We start from the raw sequence: 18,951 nt of genomic DNA, 5'->3' as shown, positions 1-18,951 counted from the left end.
TTTGAAAATGCATGCCTATGATATTTTTTTCGAAGAGGTAGAACCTGCAATTGATGTAAAAATCGATGAGTTTCGCTTTCTTGGATATGAACATGTGACAAGAGCGCAATTATGGGAATACTTAAAGAAGAAAAAGTGGAAAACACCTAAATCAACGATACGATTATTTGAAATTGTGGAAGATGTTTTAGGGATAAAAGTTGGAGAATTTATTAACTATACAACTGTTGAAGCTTATATGGACACAGAATTTTCTCTGGAAAATGCTGAGGAAATGAAGGAATTACTAAAATAGAACGAGTTAGTTATCCATCACTTAGTACTCTAGTCATAAACGTTTATCTCAACAACTATGTTGATAAAATTGACAGTCCCTTCCTCTTGTTTCATAATAATAATATTGCGCTTGAGAAAGGTTTTCATTAAACGGTTATAATCATATTTACTTCGTTTATCCTGTTAGAAAAGTCACGGTAAAAAGCTCAATATTTGGGCTTGTTTGGAAAGTGAGGAGGAAATATACATAATGGTAAAGCGTAGCAGAATTCTATCATTTTTTCTAATCATTATTTTATTTGCAAGTTTGATGGGATTCACTTCGAAAGATATTTTAGGAGATGTAAAGCTTGGTCTTGATTTGCAAGGTGGGTTTGAAGTGCTTTATGAGGTGTCGCCTGCAAAAGAAGGCCAAGAAATTGACCAAGCTGCAATGTCAGCAACAGCACAATCCCTAGATCGCCGAATTAATGTCCTTGGTGTAAGTGAACCCAATATTCAAATTGAAGGGGACAACCGCATTAGGGTGCAACTGGCTGGAGTAACAGATCAAGAGCAAGCTAGGGAAATGCTTTCAACTGAGGCCAATCTAACGTTTAGAGACGTGGATGATAATGTGTTGATGGATGGGAGTGACCTTGTTGAAGGGGGAGCATCACAAACATTCGATGAAAATGGTCGTCCGAGCGTCTCTATTAAGTTAAAGAGTGCGGATAAGTTTAGAGAAGTTACTCAAGAAATTGTAAACAAACCAGCAGGGGAGAATCTACTGGTCATTTGGTTAGATTTTGAAGAAGGAGATTCATTCGCCGAAGAAGCGACAAAAGAAGATCCTAAATACTTATCAGCCCCACAAGTGAGTCAAGTATTTAATCAAGATTCGGTTTCAATTGTAGGTAACTTTACTTTAGAAGAAGCAAAAACTTTATCTGATTTATTATCGGCAGGCTCATTACCAGTTAAGTTAGATGAAGTCTATTCGACTTCTGTTGGTGCACAATTTGGTGAGTCAGCATTAGATAAAACCATTATTGGCGGAATAATAGGTATTGCTGCGATTTTCATCTTTATGATTGCTTATTACCGACTTCCTGGAGTCATTGCAGTCATCACTTTATCTGTTTACTTATATTTGACATTAGTCGTATTTAATCTGATGAATGCGGTACTCACATTACCTGGTGTGGCGGCATTAATTCTTGGAGTGGGTATGGCAGTAGATGCAAATATTATTACTTATGAAAGAATAAAAGATGAAATAAGAGTGGGCCGTTCGATTAAAGCTGCATTTAAAGCAGGTAGTAAAAACTCTTTATCAACTATTTTTGATGCCAATTTAACGACATTGTTAGCAGCTGGCGTATTGTTTATTTATGGGACAAGTTCTGTAAAAGGGTTTGCTACGACTTTAATTTTAAGTATTTTGATGAGTTTCATTACGGCTGTATACGGAGCTAGATTACTACTCTGGTTATGTGTAAATAGTAACCTGTTTAAAAACATGCCAGGCATGTTCGGTGTTCATAAGAAAGATATACACCAATTAAATGAAAACCTAGATACAGTAGACTTAACAACTAAATTTGACCGCTTTGACTTCGTTAAACATCGGAAAAAATACTATAGTTTTTCTGGCTTGATGATCGTCCTAGGAATTATTATGCTCTTTATATTCGGCTTAAACTTGAGCATTGACTTTTCACAAGGAACAAGAATTGAGCAAATGTCTAATGAGCCGTTAACGGAAGACGGTTATCAAGCATCTTTAGCAGAAATAGGTATAGAAACGGACGATATCGTTATTTCCGGTAATAATAATGAAATTGGTGTCGCCCGTATAAAAGACGAGGTATTCAATAAAGAACAAATTGCTGAGTATCAATCACAACTAGAAGATGAATATGGAAGTATTCCTAACATTAGTACTGTTACCCCAACAGTAGGTAAAGAAATAGCGATGAATGCAATAAAAGCATTAGCCATAGCGGCCATAGGAATTATTCTGTATGTCACCATCCGTTTCGAATGGAGGATGGCTTTAGCCGCAGTACTAGCTTTATTGCATGACGCCTTCTTTATTGTTGTTATATTTAGTGTGACAAGGCTAGAAGCGGATCTTACATTTATAGCTGCTGTCTTAACCATTGTTGGTTATTCAATCAATGATACAATCGTTACATTTGACCGCATACGTGAGAATATGGTTAGGAAGAAGAAAATTAAAACCTTTGAGGAGCTTGCGCAAATAGCTAATCAAAGTTTGCGGCAAACGCTGGGTCGATCAATTAATACCATTATTACAGTCGTACTAGCTGTACTCGGACTGTTGATATTTGGTAGTGAAGCGATACGTAACTTTAATATTGCTTTATTAATAGGGTTAATTGCCGGTACTTATTCATCTATCTTCCTTGCGACACAAATGTGGCTATCATGGAAAGGTATGCAACTGAAAAAGCATGGCGTATTAATTACTTATAAAGAAAAGAAACAGAAAACGGACGAACCACAAGTTTAAAAGAAGATATCAAGCATCTGCATAAAATGGCAGATGCTTTTTTTATCGCTTTCATAACATAGATGTCACTATATTCATTGCTAAATCGCAAGTATGGGTTTAGTAAGGTATATAGGTGGTATTGCTAGGTCTTTATTGTTTGCTCTCGTTTTTTATCCCCTCCATTTAGAGTCAGTAATTAGTTAAAGTAGGAGGCACGCTCTAGTTATGGTTATGATTTTAGTTGTTATGGAAATAATAGGTAGATGAATGATCAAGAGGGGGATTTTTAAATGCTTGTTGAGAAAGAAGTGAGGTTTAAACGGGCCGAGAATGCAGCAATTTTAGGAATGGGGGCAAATATTGCCCTAGCTATTTTCAAATGGGTAATTGGAGTTCATTCTGGTAGTAAAGCTTTAATAGCGGATGCGATCCATTCAGCATCTGATGTAGCAGGTTCACTCGCTGTTTATATTGGCTTAATTGCAGCTAAAAGGCCTCCAGATGAGGACCATCCATATGGACACGGTAAAGCTGAATTAATTGCTGCAATTATTGTTGCTGTATTTCTATTCTTTGTTGGTATAGAGATTTTCATATCATCATTTCAATCATTATTTCAACCTGTTGAAGCTCCGAAGGTATATGCGATTATTGCTGTGATTGTTTCCATCCTAGTAAAAGAGGGAATGTTTAGATATAAGTTTAAACTGGGAAAAGAGTTAAATAGTGATGCACTTATTGTAAATGCCTATGAACACCGCTCAGATGTCTATTCCTCATTAGCTGCATTAATTGGTATAGGTAGTGCGATTATAGGAGGAAAATTAGGGCTCAATTGGCTAGAATATGCGGACCCTGTCATTGGTTTAGTAGTAGCTTTTATGATTCTCCATATGGCTTTTCAACTAGGGAAGGAAGCCATTCATAATACAATGGATCATGTGTTAAGCCCTGAGGCATCAAGTTATCTATTTTCTGCTGTCGATAAAGTAGAAGGAATTAAACGAATAGAAGAGCTGCATGCAAGAGAGCATGGGCATTACTTAATTATTGATTTAAAGATAGCCGTAGACCCATCTCTCACTGTTGAAGACGGTCATCTCATTGTAAAAAATGCAAAAGAAAAACTAATGGCTTTTCATCAAGTGCAAAACGTTTTTATTCAAATGATTCCATATGATCATACATAGGAGGGGAATAAATGAAAAATCAATGGATTATATTACTCAGTATTGTTTTTACATTAATTGTCGCTATTTTTGCTGTTATTAACGTCGATCCTGTTACGGTTAATTATCTATTCGGCGAAAGTAGTTGGCCGCTGATTCTCGTTATTTTAAGTTCTGTATTAATGGGAGGTCTCATTGTTAGTTCAGTCGGTTTAATAAAAATTTTTAATTTACAAAGAGAAGTTAAATCGTTGAAAAAACAGTTAGTAGCGCTTAAAGGAAATGAGGGACAAAAAGAAGCAGATAAAACTCATCAAGTGAAAAGTGAATTTCATGATGCTAAACAATTAAGGTAAGCAACAACAAAGAATAATTGAAACGAATGCGACGCTCTAGTATAATGTAAAAGTTGAGGGGTGAACGTATGTTACATTCTAAAACGCGTTGGAATGTTCGTCAATCAGATGAAGCCTCTGTAGAGGAACTCATAAACGGATTAAATATTTCATCTGCGTTGGCTACATTACTTGTTAATCGCGGCTTTAATACCGTCGAATCAGCACGGTATTTTTTATTTGATGAAAAAAAAGAATTTCACGATCCTTTCTTATTAAATGATATGGATTTGGCTGTTTCGCGTATACAACGAGCGATTAAAAATAACGAATCGATTATGATTTTTGGAGACTATGATGCCGATGGTGTTACGAGTACTACTGTCATGATGAGAACATTAACATCACTAGGAGCAGATGTGCAATTTTACATACCTAACCGCTTTACGGAAGGTTATGGGCCAAATGTTCCGGCATTTCAATATGCTAGTGATATCGGTGTTTCGTTAATTATTACTGTTGATACAGGAATTGCTGCTATCGAACCTGCGCAAGCGGCTAAAGAAATGGGAATCGATTTAATTATTACGGATCATCATGAACCAGGCCCTGTCTTGCCAGAGTGTCTGGCAATCATTCATCCGAAACTTCCTGACAGTCGTTATCCTTTCAAAGAACTTGCTGGAGTTGGTGTAGCATTTAAGCTTGCTCATGCTCTATTAGGTAATGTGCCAAATGATTTATTAGAGTTTGTTGCAATTGGTACAGTTGCAGACCTTGTTTCATTGACGGATGAAAATCGGTTAATTGTGAAGAAAGGTCTTAAAAAGCTGCAATCAACACAGAATCTTGGTATCAGATCATTAATATCATTAGCTAATGTCAAATTAGCAGAGATGACAGAAGAGACAATCGGCTTTACGATTGCACCAAGATTAAATGCTGTAGGTAGATTAGATTCTGCGGACCCTGCAGTGGAATTGTTATTAACTGAAGATGCGCTTGAGGCTGAAGCGTTAGCTGAAGAAATCGACCAAATGAATAAAGAGCGACAATCAATTGTTCATACCATGGCTGAAGAAGCGATTCAACAAGTTGAGGCGGAATATCCAATTGAGGAAAATCCGGTCATTGTAGTAGGTAAAGAAGGTTGGAACCCTGGGGTTGTTGGAATTGTGGCTTCAAGGCTAGTAGAGAAATATTATCGTCCTGTTATATGTCTAAGTTTCGATTCACAACAAGGAATAGCTAAAGGATCTGCGAGGAGTATAACTGGCTTTGATCTGTTTCATAATCTGTCGCAATCTCGAGATATCCTTCCTCATTTTGGTGGTCACCCAATGGCTGCAGGAATGACCTTGAAACTTGATGATGTTGACATACTTCGTCAAAGGCTTATCCAGCTTGCGAAGGAACAGTTAAACGAAGATGACTTTATACCGATTACTAATCTAGATGCTGAATTAAGGGTAGCTGATGTTAATTTAGAAATGATCGCTGAAATACAACAATTGGCACCGTTTGGTATTGATAATCCTAAGCCGAAAGTAATGTTAAAAGAGGCGAATGTCAGTCTGTTAAAGAGAATTGGGACCAATAAAACACATCTGAAGATTACATTAGAAGATAATGATGTGACATTGGATGGAATTGGATTTGGATTTGGAGAATACGCAGAACAAATTTCTATGGATGCTAGTCTTGCTATTGTAGGGGAACTTTCTATTAACGAATGGAATAATATAAAGAAGCCACAAGTCTTTATCCAAGATATACGTATACAAGAATGGCAATTATTTGATATTAGAGGCGCTAAACGTTTAGACACAATTGTCACACATGTCCATCATGAAACCTCTGAATGGATCGTATTTAATAAGGAAAATCATGATAAATTTTTACCTTATAATCCCAATGTATCGTTGGTTCTGTCTGACGAAGAGGCAGAAAATATTATATTAGATGGTAAGCATGTGGTTTTTTGTGATTTACCACCACAAAAGGAAAGACTAGAGGCTATTTTGCGTGGGAAAAGTCCAGAAAGAATTTATTGTCATTTCTATCAAACAAATGATATATTCTCTATGGCGACTCCAAACCGTGACCATTTTAAATGGTACTATGCGCTCATTGCTAAGAGAGGGCCTTTTAACCTTGAAGAAAGAAAAGCAGAGGTAGCTAAATTTAAAGGCTGGCAAGTTTCTTATATTGATTTTATGACTGAAGTGTTTTTTGAACTAGAATTTGTTAAAATAGATAATGGGATGATTTCTCTTAGTGATGCAAAACAAAAGAGAGATTTATCGGAATCACAGGCTTTTTGCATAAAGCAACAACAAGTGAAGTTAGAAAATGAATTGCTTTATTCAAAAGCAGGTCAATTAAAAGATTGGTTTGATGGGCTGCTTCAGAATGCCTATGTGAATTGAGGAGGCAAAGGAAAGAAGATGGATTTAAAACAATATATTACTATAGTAGAGGATTGGCCAAAACCAGGTATCACATTTAAAGATATTACTACATTAATGGATAATGGTGATGCTTATAGATATGCAACAGACCAAATTGTTACTTATGCGAAAGAAAAACAGATTGACCTTGTTGTCGGGCCAGAAGCGCGTGGATTTATAATTGGATGTCCAGTAGCTTATTCTTTAGGAGTAGGATTTGCACCTGTTCGTAAAGAAGGTAAACTACCTAGAGAAACGGTAAAAGTAGATTATGGTCTGGAATATGGTAAAGATGTCTTAACTATCCATAAAGATGCGATTAAGCCTGGTCAACGCGTATTAATCACGGACGATCTTCTAGCTACAGGTGGAACCATTGAGGCAACAATAAAATTAGTAGAAGAACTAGGTGGAGTTGTTGCAGGTATTGCCTTCTTAATCGAGTTAAGCTATTTAGATGGTAAAGAGAAATTAAAGGATTATGATGTTTTAACTTTAATGACTTATTAATAGATTCTAGAGAGCACTATATGTGTTCTCTTTTTTTATTAATAGTTATTTTTAGGATAATTAAGGAGAAATTGGAATTAATTATTAGTAATTTCGACAAATTCTACGTTTTTTTGTAAAAATAAAACGCTAGCTCTTTACATCTATGTTATTTTTTTCGATAATAGTAACAATCGTTTCTTTTTTCTTAATGATATATATTTATTTTGTATAAGGAAAAGAAGATATTACACATGGTTATGGTTATTAAAAATAATTTGGGATAAAGGTGATTCCATGGCGAACGATCAGGTGTTGACCGCCGAACAAGTCATCGATAGGACAAGAGAATATTTGAATGAAGAGCATGCCCAGTTCGTCAAAAGAGCTTACGAATTCGCTAAGTCTGCTCATAGTGAACAATACCGTAAATCAGGTGAACCGTACATTATTCACCCTATTCAAGTAGCGGGAATATTAGCGGACCTGGAAATGGACCCAGCTACAGTAGCAGCTGGCTTTCTTCATGATGTTGTTGAGGATACTGAATCCACTTTAGAGGATATCGCAGAACATTTTAGTGAAGAAGTTGCTATGCTTGTAGATGGTGTAACAAAGCTGGGGAAGATTAAATATAAATCAAAAGAAGAACAGCAAGCAGAAAATCATCGTAAAATGTTTGTTGCCATGGCACAAGATATTAGAGTGATTTTAATAAAACTTGCAGATAGACTTCATAATATGCGGACGTTAAAACACTTACCTGCTGAGAAGCAAAGAAGAATCTCGAACGAAACTTTAGAGATTTTTGCTCCGCTTGCTCATAGACTAGGAATTTCTAAAATTAAGTGGGAATTAGAAGATACAGCTTTAAGATACTTGAATCCGCAGCAATATTATCGAATTGTTAACTTGATGAAGAAGAAGAGAGCAGAGAGGGAACAATATTTAGTAGATGTTATTGCGATGATGAGAGATCGTCTGGACGACGTAACCATTGAACCTGAGATTTCTGGTAGAGCTAAACATATTTATAGCATCTATCGAAAAATGGCTCTACAAAACAAACAATTCAATGAAATTTATGATCTACTAGCCGTAAGGATTGTGGTAAATAGCATAAAGGATTGTTATGCTGTTCTCGGTATTATCCACACGCATTGGAAACCAATGCCAGGCAGGTTTAAAGATTATATTGCGATGCCTAAGCAAAATATGTATCAATCATTGCATACAACAGTTATTGGTCCTAAAGGAGATCCATTAGAGGTGCAAATACGTACCTTTGATATGCATAGAATAGCTGAATTTGGTATCGCTGCTCATTGGGCTTATAAAGAAGGAACAAAGGTCGATGAAAATTCTTCATTTGAAGATAAATTAAAATGGTTTAGAGAGATATTGGATTTCCAAGATGATTCGGTTGGTGCCGAGGAGTTTATGGAATCGCTTAAGATGGACCTGTTTTCTGATATGGTCTATGTTTTTACGCCTAAAGGAGATGTCATTGAACTACCATCAGGCTCAGTACCAATAGATTTTGCCTATAGAATTCATTCAGAAATAGGTAATAAAACGATTGGTGCGAAAGTAAACGGTAAAATGGTAACACTTGATTATAAGTTGCAAACAGGGGATATTGTTGAAATATTAACTTCTAAGCATTCTTATGGGCCAAGTCAAGACTGGCTTAAATTAGCTCAATCTTCACAAGCAAAAAATAAGATTAGACAATTCTTCAAAAAGCAAAGAAAAGAAGAAAATGTTGAAAAAGGGCGCGAATTAATCGAAAAAGAGATTCGTAATATGGATTTTGAAGTAAAAGAGATTATGACCGCAGAAAATCTAAATCGTGTATCGGAAAAATATAATTTCCCATCTGAAGAAGATTTGTATGCTTCAGTTGGATACAATGGCATTACGGCATTACAGGTAGCCAATCGCCTAACTGAAAAGTTAAGAAAGCAAAGAGACCTTGAAGGTAAAAAAGATATATCCAATGCTGTAAGCGAATTGAAACAGCTTCCTCAAGCGAAAAAACGTGAATCAGGTGTACGCGTATCAGGAATTGATAACTTGCTTATTCGTTTATCGCGTTGTTGTAATCCGGTACCAGGTGATGAAATTGTCGGATTTATTACGAAGGGTAGAGGTGTCTCTGTCCATCGTGCGGACTGTACGAATATTAATACAGATGATGCGAAAGCAAGACTTATACCTGTTGAGTGGGAGACCGCTTTAAATGATCAGAAAGAGTATAATGTAGAAATAGAAATTACTGGCTATGATCGACGTGGATTATTGAATGAAGTGCTTCAGGCAGTAAATGAAGCGAAAACAAATATATCTGCAGTAACAGGTCGTTCGGACAAGAATAAAGCCGCTTCAATCAATATGTCGATCTCTATTCATAATGTAAACCATCTGCATAAAGTGGTAGAGCGTATTAAGCAGATACCCGATGTATATGCGGTTCGTCGAATTATGAACTAAAAGGAGTGGCTAGAGTTTTGAAAATTGTTGTTCAGAGAAGTAAAGCAGCCAAAGTGACTGTTGGTGAAAAAATAACTGGTAGCATTACGCATGGCTTTGTTTTGCTTGTTGGGATTACCCATGAGGATACGTTTGAAGATGCTGCTTATTTAGCTGATAAAATCGTTCATCTTCGTGTGTTCGATGATGAAGAAGGTAAAATGAATAGGTCATTACTTGATATACAAGGTGAAATTCTTTCTGTATCTCAATTCACCCTGTATGGGGACTGCCGTAAAGGGAGACGCCCTAACTTCATGAATGCTGCACGCCCTGAGAAAGCGTTAGACATCTATCTTCGCTTTAATGAAATGCTTGAGGAAAAAGGTGTTCACGTAGAAAAAGGTGAATTTGGTGCGATGATGGATGTATCTCTCACCAATGATGGTCCCGTTACACTCATTTTAGAAAGTAAATAAAAAATAAGACCCAACCTGAACAAATCTTGATTGAAGGGGATTTGATCAGGTTGTTTTTTTGTTCTAATAATTGGGCGTTGTTTATGAGAGTTGAATGTGTTTGCTCGTACATTTCGCCAAAGATAGCGTAGGAAGAGGATTAATCGTACAAATAGAGTGGAATCGTTAAAGATAGCGTAGGAAAGTGAATGAGCTCGTGTATCTAGAGTGACAACATCAAACATAGACGAGCAAAACTACATTACACACTCTCTTTTTGTTATTGGGCTAAGGAACTCTTAATTTATGCTAGTTCAATAAATATAAAAAAACACCTGCCTAAAAGTAAAAAGGCAGGTGTGAGATTCTTATTGAAAATGTGTACGTAATCCTTGGAAGATACCTGTCGAAACAGCTTCTTGGTATTGTTCAGATGTTACTTTTATTTCCTCTGTTGCGTTACTTAAATAACCTAGTTCAAGTAATATTGCTTTGCTGTTATTTTCACGTATAACATAATAATCACCATGTCTATAACCTCTATCATTTAAGTCGATCTTCGACATAATCCCTTGATGGACATCAGCAGCAAATTGCTGTTGATAATCGTGATAGTAATAAGTAGTCATGCCTCTTACACTTCGATCGTTTATGCTATCATAATGAATACTGATGAATGCATCAGCTTTATTCATATGAGACATACTTACCCGTGATTGGAGAGGAACATATGTATCTTGTTGTCTTGTGAATATTACAGTAGCTCCTGCTGCTTTTAATTTTGCAGCCAATTTTTCAGCAGTGCGAATCGTTACTGTTTTTTCAAGTGTACCGGATGCGCCAGTTGTACCATTATCTCTTCCTCCATGGCCAGGATCTAAGACAATCACTTTGTTTTTTAATCCTGGAGTAGAAGAAGATTGGTCGGTTGGTTGAGATTGTTTGCCATTAGAAACAATCCAGCCAGCAATAAAACCTGTTTGTCCATCACCTAATTTAATTTCATACCAATCTTTTTCTGTCCCCACAACTTCAAATGTATCTCCTTGATTGGCTCTTGCTACAATGGTGGCATTAGTCGTTGCGCTTTGACGAATATTGGAGCCATTGTGCAGAATCGTTACATTTTTGACAGATGAAGACGATTTTGATTCCGTTGAGGAACTTTGATCTTTGTTCACATACCAGCTAGCAACCCATCCGTTTGTCCCATTTGGAAGCTCAATATTTGTCCAGTTATTTTCTTCCTTTAAAATACGAAAATGGTCACCTTGAGCAACTGAACCGATAATGTTCCCGTTTAATGATGGTTTTTCCCTTACATTTAAAGAACTTGCGGTAATGGTGCCATTATTATTAGTTTCTTTCTTTTTTTCTTGCTTTTTGCCTGCTTGGATATATTGACTACTTATCCATGCATTTGTCCCTTGAAATGAGATTTCAGTCCAATCATTTTCTTGTGATAAAATATCTACGGACGTACCTGAATTTAACTTACCAATTACTTTACTGTTTGTATCTGGACTAGTACGAACGTTGAGGGAATTACCAGTAATGACCCCTTGTTTAATCACCGTTTTCTTTTCTTCATTAGATGAAGAGCTTGCTTCTTGGGTTTGGCCATTCACTTGAACAAAGTCTTTGTGTACCCATACATTTCCGTACTCAGTCGTAATATTGAACCAATCTTGGTCGGTGGAGACGATTTTGTATTCTTTTCCTTTTGAGACAACGCCAACAACGCGATAATCAGTTGAAGGACCACCTCTAACTCTTAAACCATCAGCATTGATGGTAACGGTTTTTTCACTACCGCTATTTACTTGTTTTTCTTTTTCTTGCTTATTTTCTGTTTCCATTACAACAAGCCAATTGGCGACCCACCCTTTTTGGCCGGATTCAAAATCAATCTGATACCAATCACCTTCTTGATCAAGGATTGTGTAAGTCTCGTCTCTTGCCGCCATTCCTAGACTTGCATAACTTAATCCTGGACCTGTGCGAACATTAAGACTATCTGTTGCAATTCGAAGCTTTTGTCCTGCTGATTCAGCTTCTGCCTCTTTTATGGGTATTAGAAGAGCTATCACTAGAATCATACAAATGGTTATCCAAAGATGTTTTTTGCCTTGCAACCACGTTCCTCCTTCCTGTTTGCCATTTATCAAGATAAGCAAATATTTCCTCTCTCGTCAAGATAAATGAGGTTATATATACTTTCTTTTTTATGTGGCCGTTTCCCTTCTAATATCGGTTTATCAACCTGTTTTGTAAACAAGTTGTAACGTAATTACCACTTCAAACCATTCGGGAGAATTGCATGGTTTTTGTCTATTTCTTTATTATTTTTATAAATATCATTCGATTTGCCCATACTAACATGAGTAAAAGACTATATGGTAAAAGGATGATTGTCTGTGAGATATGGTGAAAAAGGGATGAATGTGCAAAGTGGCGAGAACCAATTATTTGGTGTTGACTTTCATGATTTTATTCAAGCTGAGGGGAATGCCACGATGGTTGAACTTGCGAGTGAATTCGGAATTTCCTTACAAGATGTGAGAAAACTGAAAAAGAAAATTTCTAGAACGTAAATCGCCATCTATTCTATATGGAGACTTGACATCTTGTACAATGGTTATTATGATAAGAAGGATAAAATGATATTTTAATACAGTAAATGATAAAATAAATTGAACCAATGATGAAGAAGAGTAATCATTCTCCACATAAAAAGAGAGGAAATGCCATAGGCTGAAAGCATTTCTATATGATGATTTGATGAAAGAACACTTCTTAGGTTTCTCCCTGAAAAATATAAATTTATTAGGGGAAGAACGTATGCAGGCGTTATCTGTATAAAGAGACAGTATAATTATTATGCTGTAACTAGGGTGGCACCACGGGATATTCAACTCTCGTCCCTTGTATTGAAAAATACAAGGGACGAGAGTTTTTTTATTTAAGCTTTAGGAAAGAGGAGGATTTGGTATATATGTCAATCCGTTTACCAAGGGGTACCCAGGATATACTTCCTGGTCAAGTAGAGAAATGGCAATTAATAGAACAAAAAGCGAGAGAACTTTGTCATAAATTTCAATATCAGGAGATTCGCACACCGATATTTGAACATACAGATTTGTTTTTACGAAGTGTGGGAGATACAACTGATATCGTCCAGAAGGAAATGTACACATTTGATGATCGTGGAGGAAGAAGCTTAACATTGAGACCAGAAGGAACAGCTTCCACAGTACGCTCATTTGTTGAACATAAAATGTTTGGCCAAGCAAATCAGCCTGTTAAATTATATTATATGGGACCAATGTTTCGTTATGAAAGACCACAAGCTGGTCGTTTCCGCCAGTTTGTGCAATTTGGTGTAGAAGCGATAGGCAGCGATGATCCGGCCATTGACGCAGAAGTTATTGCTTTAGCCATGGCGCTTTATAAAGAAATGGGTTTGAAAAAGTTAAAACTAGTCATCAACAGTTTAGGTGATAAGGAGAGCCGGGCAAAACATCGTGAGGCCCTCATTGCTCATTTCAGCCCGAGTATTAATGAATTTTGTTCAGATTGTCAAAGCAGATTAGAGAAAAACCCTATGCGTATTCTCGATTGTAAAAAAGATCGTGAGCATCCATTGATGAAAACTGCCCCATCAATTATTGATCACTTAAATGACGAATCCAAACAATACTTCAAAAAAGTACAACAGTACTTAACAGACTTAGAAATTGAATTTGAAGTCGATGCAAATCTAGTCCGTGGTTTAGACTATTATACGCATACTGCCTTTGAGATTATGAGTGATGCGGAAGGGTTTGGCGCAATAACAACTCTTTGTGGTGGAGGCAGGTATAACGGTTTAACAGAAGAAGTCGGTGGACCGGAAGCACCTGGCATTGGCTTTGCTCTAAGTATTGAGAGATTTCTAGCTGCTTTAGAAGCCGAAAATGTTGAACTCCCAATTGATCAATCCATTGATTGTTATATTGTCGCATTAGGTGAAGAGGCGAGAGATTATTCTGTCGGTTTGCTCCACAAATTACGCCATGCAGGATATTCTGCTGAAAGAGATTATTCTGATCGTAAAATTAAGGCACAATTCAAAGCAGCCGATCGAATGAACGCAAAATATGTAGCTGTTATTGGTGAAGATGAATTAAAAAACAATAAGATTAACTTAAAAATAATGGATAGTGGGGAACAAAAGGAAATGGAGCTTGCTTCATTTATCCAAGACTTTACTGCGCTATATAGAAACTAGGAGGAATCATAGATGTTTGGAAGAACGTACTACTGCGGAGAGATTACCGAAAAAGCGATAGGTGAGAAAGTAACATTAAAGGGTTGGGTGCAAAAACGTCGTGATTTAGGAGGTCTTATCTTTATTGACCTACGTGACAGAACAGGCATAGTCCAAGTTGTCTTTAATCCGGAAGTTTCACAAGAAGCTTTAGCATTAGCAGAAAAAATTCGTAACGAATATGTGTTAGATATTGAAGGCGTCGTTATTGAAAGGGAACAAGGGACGGTTAATGAGAGCTTAACAACTGGTAAAATTGAAATTCGAGTGGAAAAAGTAACGATTCTTAATGAGGCGAAAACACCTCCATTTACAATTGACGAAAAATCTGAAGTATCTGAGGATGTTCGCTTAAAATATCGTTATCTAGATTTAAGAAGACCAGTAATGGCCAATACATTAAAGCTACGCCATCAAGTAACAAAAGCTATTAGAGGATTCCTTGATGATGCTGATTTTATCGATGTAGAGACACCAATCTTAACGAAGAGTACACCAGAAGGAGCGCGCGATTATTTAGTGCCAAGTCGTGTGCATCCAGGAGAGTTTTACGCGCTGCCACAATCGCCACAAATATTTAAACAATTATTAATGGTCAGTGGAGTAGACCGTTATTATCAAATTGCTCGTTGCTTCCGAGATGAAGATTTACGCGCAGACCGTCAACCGGAGTTTACGCAAATTGATATTGAAATGAGCTTTATGAGCCAAGAAGATATTATTGAGTTGATGGAAAGTATGATGGCTAAAATCATGAAGGATGTAAAAGGACAAGAAGTTCATATCCCATTCCCTCGTTTAACCTATCATGAAGCTATGTCAAGATACGGTTCAGATAAGCCAGATACACGTTTTGAAATGGAGCTAACGGATTTATCTGATATCGTAAAGGATTCGAGCTTTAAAGTATTTGCTGGTGCTGTATCATCAGGTGGACAAGTGAAAGCAATCAACGTCAAAGGCGCTGCTTCCACCTATTCCCGCAAAGATATTGATGCCTTGACGGAATTTGTTTCGGTATACGGGGCTAAAGGACTTGCTTGGTTAAAAGCAGAAGAAGAAGGTTTAAAAGGCCCAATTGCTAAATTTGTATCTGAAGAAGAACAAGCAGCGATTCAGTCAGCACTTGGTGTAGAAGCTGGCGACCTATTACTATTCGTTGCGGATAAAAAATCAGTAGTTGCTGATGCATTAGGTGCGCTTCGTCTAAAATTAGGTAAGCAATTAGAATTAATTGATGAAAGCAAATTTAACTTCTTATGGGTAACGGATTGGCCGCTACTTGAGTATGACGAAGAAGATGGTCGCTATTATGCAGCACATCATCCTTTTACAATGCCACAAAGACAAGATTTGGAAAAATTAGCTGATCAGCCTGGAGAAGTAAAAGCTCAAGCGTATGACCTAGTTCTTAATGGCTATGAACTTGGCGGTGGTTCCCTACGTATATTCGAAAGAGATATTCAGGAGCGAATGTTTGAAATTCTTGGTTTTTCTAAAGAGGAAGCTGTCGAGCAATTTGGTTTCCTACTTGAAGCATTTGACTATGGTACTCCGCCACATGGAGGGATTGCACTAGGACTTGATCGTCTAGTAATGTTACTTGCTGGTAGAACGAACCTAAGAGATACAATTGCTTTCCCTAAAACAGCTAGTGCAAGTTGCGTTTTAACAGATGCACCTGGGGAAGTAAGTGAAGCACAATTAAATGATCTTCATCTCGCTTTGAATGTAAAGAATCAAGATTAATTGGTAAAAAAAGTGATTTTTGAACTATATGTCACTTCTTGAATTCATATCTTAGCTATGATAAGATTACTTCAATCATAAAGAGTCCTGATGTGTACGTCGTCTACCCTAATTTTGACCGAACATATTACCTTCGGGAGTCCGGAGTTTTCTACGTAAGCGTAAATGCCTCATTTCTAGAGGACTTACAGATGCGAGAAGCAGGACACCCACCTGCTAAGTGCGGGTTCAAAATGAAGGACCAATAACGACGGCATAATTGGGACTCTTTCAATTTATAATTGTATGTGAAACCTGATCATAGTTATCAGGTTTTTTTATCTGTGGTCGAATAATAGTGTACTTACTTAAGGGGTTTGCAAGTTAGAAACAACCCGGTGTGTGAGCGCTTCACAAAATGGATGAGCAGGTCCCTCAGAAGGAATCTGGCGTATGAGCGCTTCGCAAAATGGATGAGCAGGTCCCTCAGAAGGAACTCTGGTGTGTGAGCGCTTCGCAAAGTGGATGAGCAGGTCCCTCAGAAGGAACTCTGGTGTGTGAGCGCTTCGCAAAGTGGATGAGCAGGTCCCTCAGAAAGAACTCCGGGCGTGAGCGCTTCGCAAAGTGGAATAGCAAGTCCTTCAGAATGAATCCTGGGCGTGAGCGCTTCGCAAAGTGGATGAGCAGGTCCCTCAGAATGAATCTGGCGTATGAGCGCTTCGCAAAATGGACTAGCAAGTCCCTCAGAAGGAACTCTGGTGTGTGAGCGCTTCGCAAAATAGATTAGCAGGTCCCTCAGAAAGAATTCCGGGCGTGAGTGCTTCGCAAAGTGGAATAGCAAGTCCTTCAGAATGAATCCCGGGCGTGAGCGCTTCACAAAATGGATTAGTAGGTCCCTCAGAATGAATCTGGCGTATGAGCGCTTCGCAAAATGGACTAGCAAGTCCCTCAGAAGGAACTCCGGTGTGTGAGCGCTTCGCAAAATGGATTAGCAGGTCCCTCAGAAAGAACTCCGGGCGTGAGCGCTTCGCAAAATGGAATAGCAAGTCCTTCAGAAGGAATCCCAGGCGTGAGCGCTGCACAAAATGGATTAGTAAGTCCCTCAGAATGAATCCGGCCTATGAGCGCTTCGCAAAATGGATGAGCAACTCCTTCAGAAAGAACCCCGGGCGAGAGCGCTTCGCAAAATGTATTAGCAAGTCCCTCAGCAGGAAGCTGGCGTATGAGCGCTTCGCAAAATGAATGAGCAAGTCCCTCAGAAAGAACCTGGCATGCGTATGACTTCATTATTTTTAGGGTTTAAAAAACTCAACAAATATGTACCAAAACAGGAAGGTCAAAAGAGATCATATGCCCATAAAAATCTGTTCACCTTTTTCAAAAGAAGGAATGAGAAATCCCAGTGATTTACTTGTATTTAACGGAAAGTATGATATATTTTTTTACGGGTATGATTATTTGTAGGATAGATATGGAATGGAGTTGAAATAGCATGTTACATCAGTTTTCGCGAAATGAGCTTGCCATTGGTAAAGATGGTTTAGAGACAATGAAAAATAGTACAGTGGCTGTATTAGGTATCGGGGGAGTGGGGACATTTGCAGCTGAGGCCCTTGCTCGTTCAGGTGTGGGCAGACTTGTGCTTGTTGATAAAGATGATGTGGATATTACCAATGTCAATAGACAAATTATTGCTTTGCTTTCTACTGTCGGTAGACAAAAAGTAGAAGTAATGAAAGAGAGAATTATGGATATTAATCCAGAATGTGAAGTCATTGCTTTGAAAATGTTTTATACAGAAGAAACATATGAAGATTTCTTTAGTTATAACCCTGATTTTGTCATTGATGCTTCAGACACGATTTCTTATAAGATCCACTTAATGAAAGAGTGCTTGAAAAGAGATATACCGATTATTTCTAGTATGGGTGCAGCTAATAAGATGGATCCGACAAGATTCCAAATCGCTGATATTTCTAAAACGCATACTGACCCAATTGCTAAGGTAATTCGTACTCGTTTACGAAAGGAAGGCATTCGTAAAGGTATACCCGTCGTTTTCTCTGATGAAAGTCCAATCGTTATTCGTGAAGATGTGAGAAAAACCGTTGGGAAAGATGATGCAAAAATCCGTAAGGCGAAAATGCCGCCGTCTTCTAATGCATTTGTGCCATCTGTATCAGGACTTATTATGGCAAGTTATGTTGTTAAGGAATTATTAGCCGACATTCCTATTAGTCGTGTAAATGACGAAAGTAAATAAATGAAAAAAAGCTTGTAGTTATTGTTACTACAAGCTTTTCTTCATTTATTTGCGATATTCTTTCATAACAGACATTAGTCCTTCGTAAAGTGATAGCTCGTTTTCTAATTGATGGCTAGTTTCTTCCCATTTTTGATTAAGTTCTTTATTTCTTTCCTCTAATTGCTCATTTTCCAGTAAAAGTGCCTTGTTCTCAGATAATAATAAAAGGTCAGGGGTTGTTTTTAAGTATTCAATCACTTTCTGTATAGATAAGCTCGTAGCGTCTTCTTTAGTCTTCTTCATATTGTGATACCTAGTTTGACAGGCTGATTCTGTTCTACCTAATTTTTTTGCTGCCATGCGAAAGGCATCTGCTTTAGAATCACCATTTTGGCTATACTCATTAACCAATTCTTCTAATAGTTGATCGTCGGATTCTTGCCAAGATGCATGTGTCATCGAAAGCCTCCTTATCAAAACATTTATTATTATCCTCTACCTTAAAAAAAGAATCATACAT

General features: G+C 37.4%; 15 protein-coding genes, 1 other RNA gene and 1 other annotated feature. Of the genes, 14 read left to right on the top strand and 2 right to left on the bottom strand.

Annotation, left to right across the window (positions count from 1 at the left end; all coding sequences use genetic code 11):
- The first annotated feature begins 7 nt into the window (after nucleotides 1-7).
- The 8 genes from U9M49_RS09030 to dtd all read left to right on the top strand — a co-directional run bounded on the left by U9M49_RS09030 (nucleotide 8) and on the right by dtd (nucleotide 10,170).
- Nucleotides 8-295, top strand: coding sequence for a post-transcriptional regulator (locus U9M49_RS09030; RefSeq protein WP_233435379.1), 288 nt, complete (start codon nucleotides 8-10; stop codon nucleotides 293-295).
- A gap of 231 nt (nucleotides 296-526) precedes the next feature.
- Nucleotides 527-2,794, top strand: coding sequence for a protein translocase subunit SecDF (gene secDF / locus U9M49_RS09025; protein WP_095372439.1), 2,268 nt, complete (start codon nucleotides 527-529; stop codon nucleotides 2,792-2,794).
- Nucleotides 2,795-3,066: 272 nt separating this feature from the next.
- The gene (locus U9M49_RS09020; RefSeq protein ID WP_095372440.1) at nucleotides 3,067-3,966 is read left to right on the top strand and encodes a cation diffusion facilitator family transporter; all 900 of its coding nucleotides are present in this window, start codon (nucleotides 3,067-3,069) and stop codon (nucleotides 3,964-3,966) included.
- A gap of 11 nt (nucleotides 3,967-3,977) precedes the next feature.
- Nucleotides 3,978-4,301 (top strand): LapA family protein, encoded by a 324-nt coding sequence (locus U9M49_RS09015; RefSeq protein WP_322909626.1) that lies wholly within the window; start codon nucleotides 3,978-3,980, stop codon nucleotides 4,299-4,301.
- Nucleotides 4,302-4,369: 68 nt separating this feature from the next.
- A complete protein-coding gene (gene recJ, locus U9M49_RS09010) occupies nucleotides 4,370-6,709 on the top strand; it encodes a single-stranded-DNA-specific exonuclease RecJ (protein WP_322909625.1) in 2,340 nt (779 codons plus the stop codon).
- An 18-nt stretch (nucleotides 6,710-6,727) separates the two neighbouring features.
- Entirely contained in the window at nucleotides 6,728-7,240 is a 513-nt protein-coding gene (locus tag U9M49_RS09005; RefSeq protein WP_095372443.1) for an adenine phosphoribosyltransferase, read from the top strand.
- A 276-nt stretch (nucleotides 7,241-7,516) separates the two neighbouring features.
- Nucleotides 7,517-9,712, top strand: a complete 2,196-nt coding sequence (locus U9M49_RS09000) for a RelA/SpoT family protein (RefSeq protein ID WP_095372444.1) — start codon at nucleotides 7,517-7,519, stop codon at nucleotides 9,710-9,712.
- 17 nt (nucleotides 9,713-9,729) lie between these two features.
- Nucleotides 9,730-10,170 (top strand): D-aminoacyl-tRNA deacylase, encoded by a 441-nt coding sequence (gene dtd, locus U9M49_RS08995; RefSeq protein ID WP_095372445.1) that lies wholly within the window; start codon nucleotides 9,730-9,732, stop codon nucleotides 10,168-10,170.
- 347 nt (nucleotides 10,171-10,517) lie between these two features.
- On the opposite strand, the gene U9M49_RS08990 is transcribed toward dtd, so the two are convergent.
- Nucleotides 10,518-12,284, bottom strand: coding sequence for an SH3 domain-containing protein (locus U9M49_RS08990; protein WP_322909624.1), 1,767 nt, complete (start codon nucleotides 12,282-12,284; stop codon nucleotides 10,518-10,520).
- A gap of 282 nt (nucleotides 12,285-12,566) precedes the next feature.
- Here U9M49_RS08990 and U9M49_RS08985 point away from each other — a divergent pair, with 282 nt between their 5' ends.
- From U9M49_RS08985 to U9M49_RS08960, 6 genes are all read left to right on the top strand, one after another.
- Nucleotides 12,567-12,743: a hypothetical protein gene (locus U9M49_RS08985; RefSeq protein ID WP_180316944.1), complete on the top strand. Its 177-nt coding sequence runs from the start codon at nucleotides 12,567-12,569 to the stop codon at nucleotides 12,741-12,743.
- Between the two features lie 98 nt (nucleotides 12,744-12,841).
- Nucleotides 12,842-13,078 (top strand) — a binding site (T-box leader).
- A gap of 66 nt (nucleotides 13,079-13,144) precedes the next feature.
- Complete coding sequence (hisS, locus tag U9M49_RS08980) at nucleotides 13,145-14,419, top strand: histidine--tRNA ligase (RefSeq protein WP_095372447.1); 1,275 nt, start codon at nucleotides 13,145-13,147, stop codon at nucleotides 14,417-14,419.
- Between the two features lie 12 nt (nucleotides 14,420-14,431).
- Entirely contained in the window at nucleotides 14,432-16,207 is a 1,776-nt protein-coding gene (gene aspS, locus U9M49_RS08975; RefSeq protein ID WP_307312785.1) for an aspartate--tRNA ligase, read from the top strand.
- An 81-nt stretch (nucleotides 16,208-16,288) separates the two neighbouring features.
- Nucleotides 16,289-16,477: non-coding RNA, 6S RNA (gene ssrS, locus U9M49_RS08970), on the top strand.
- A gap of 676 nt (nucleotides 16,478-17,153) precedes the next feature.
- Nucleotides 17,154-17,297, top strand: coding sequence for a hypothetical protein (locus U9M49_RS08965; protein WP_157733928.1), 144 nt, complete (start codon nucleotides 17,154-17,156; stop codon nucleotides 17,295-17,297).
- 381 nt (nucleotides 17,298-17,678) lie between these two features.
- Nucleotides 17,679-18,449 carry a ThiF family adenylyltransferase gene (locus U9M49_RS08960; protein ID WP_095372451.1) on the top strand — a complete coding sequence of 257 codons (771 nt, stop codon included), beginning with the start codon at nucleotides 17,679-17,681 and terminating at the stop codon, nucleotides 18,447-18,449.
- A gap of 45 nt (nucleotides 18,450-18,494) precedes the next feature.
- On the opposite strand, the gene U9M49_RS08955 is transcribed toward U9M49_RS08960, so the two are convergent.
- Nucleotides 18,495-18,890: an SANT/Myb-like DNA-binding domain-containing protein gene (locus tag U9M49_RS08955; protein ID WP_095372452.1), complete on the bottom strand. Its 396-nt coding sequence runs from the start codon at nucleotides 18,888-18,890 to the stop codon at nucleotides 18,495-18,497.
- Nucleotides 18,891-18,951 lie beyond the last annotated feature (61 nt).

Source organism: Cytobacillus sp. OWB-43 (assembly GCF_034651445.1).
Classification (GTDB): domain Bacteria; phylum Bacillota; class Bacilli; order Bacillales; family Cytobacillaceae; genus Cytobacillus; species Cytobacillus kochii.
This window is presented reverse-complemented; position numbering and strand designations above follow the sequence as displayed.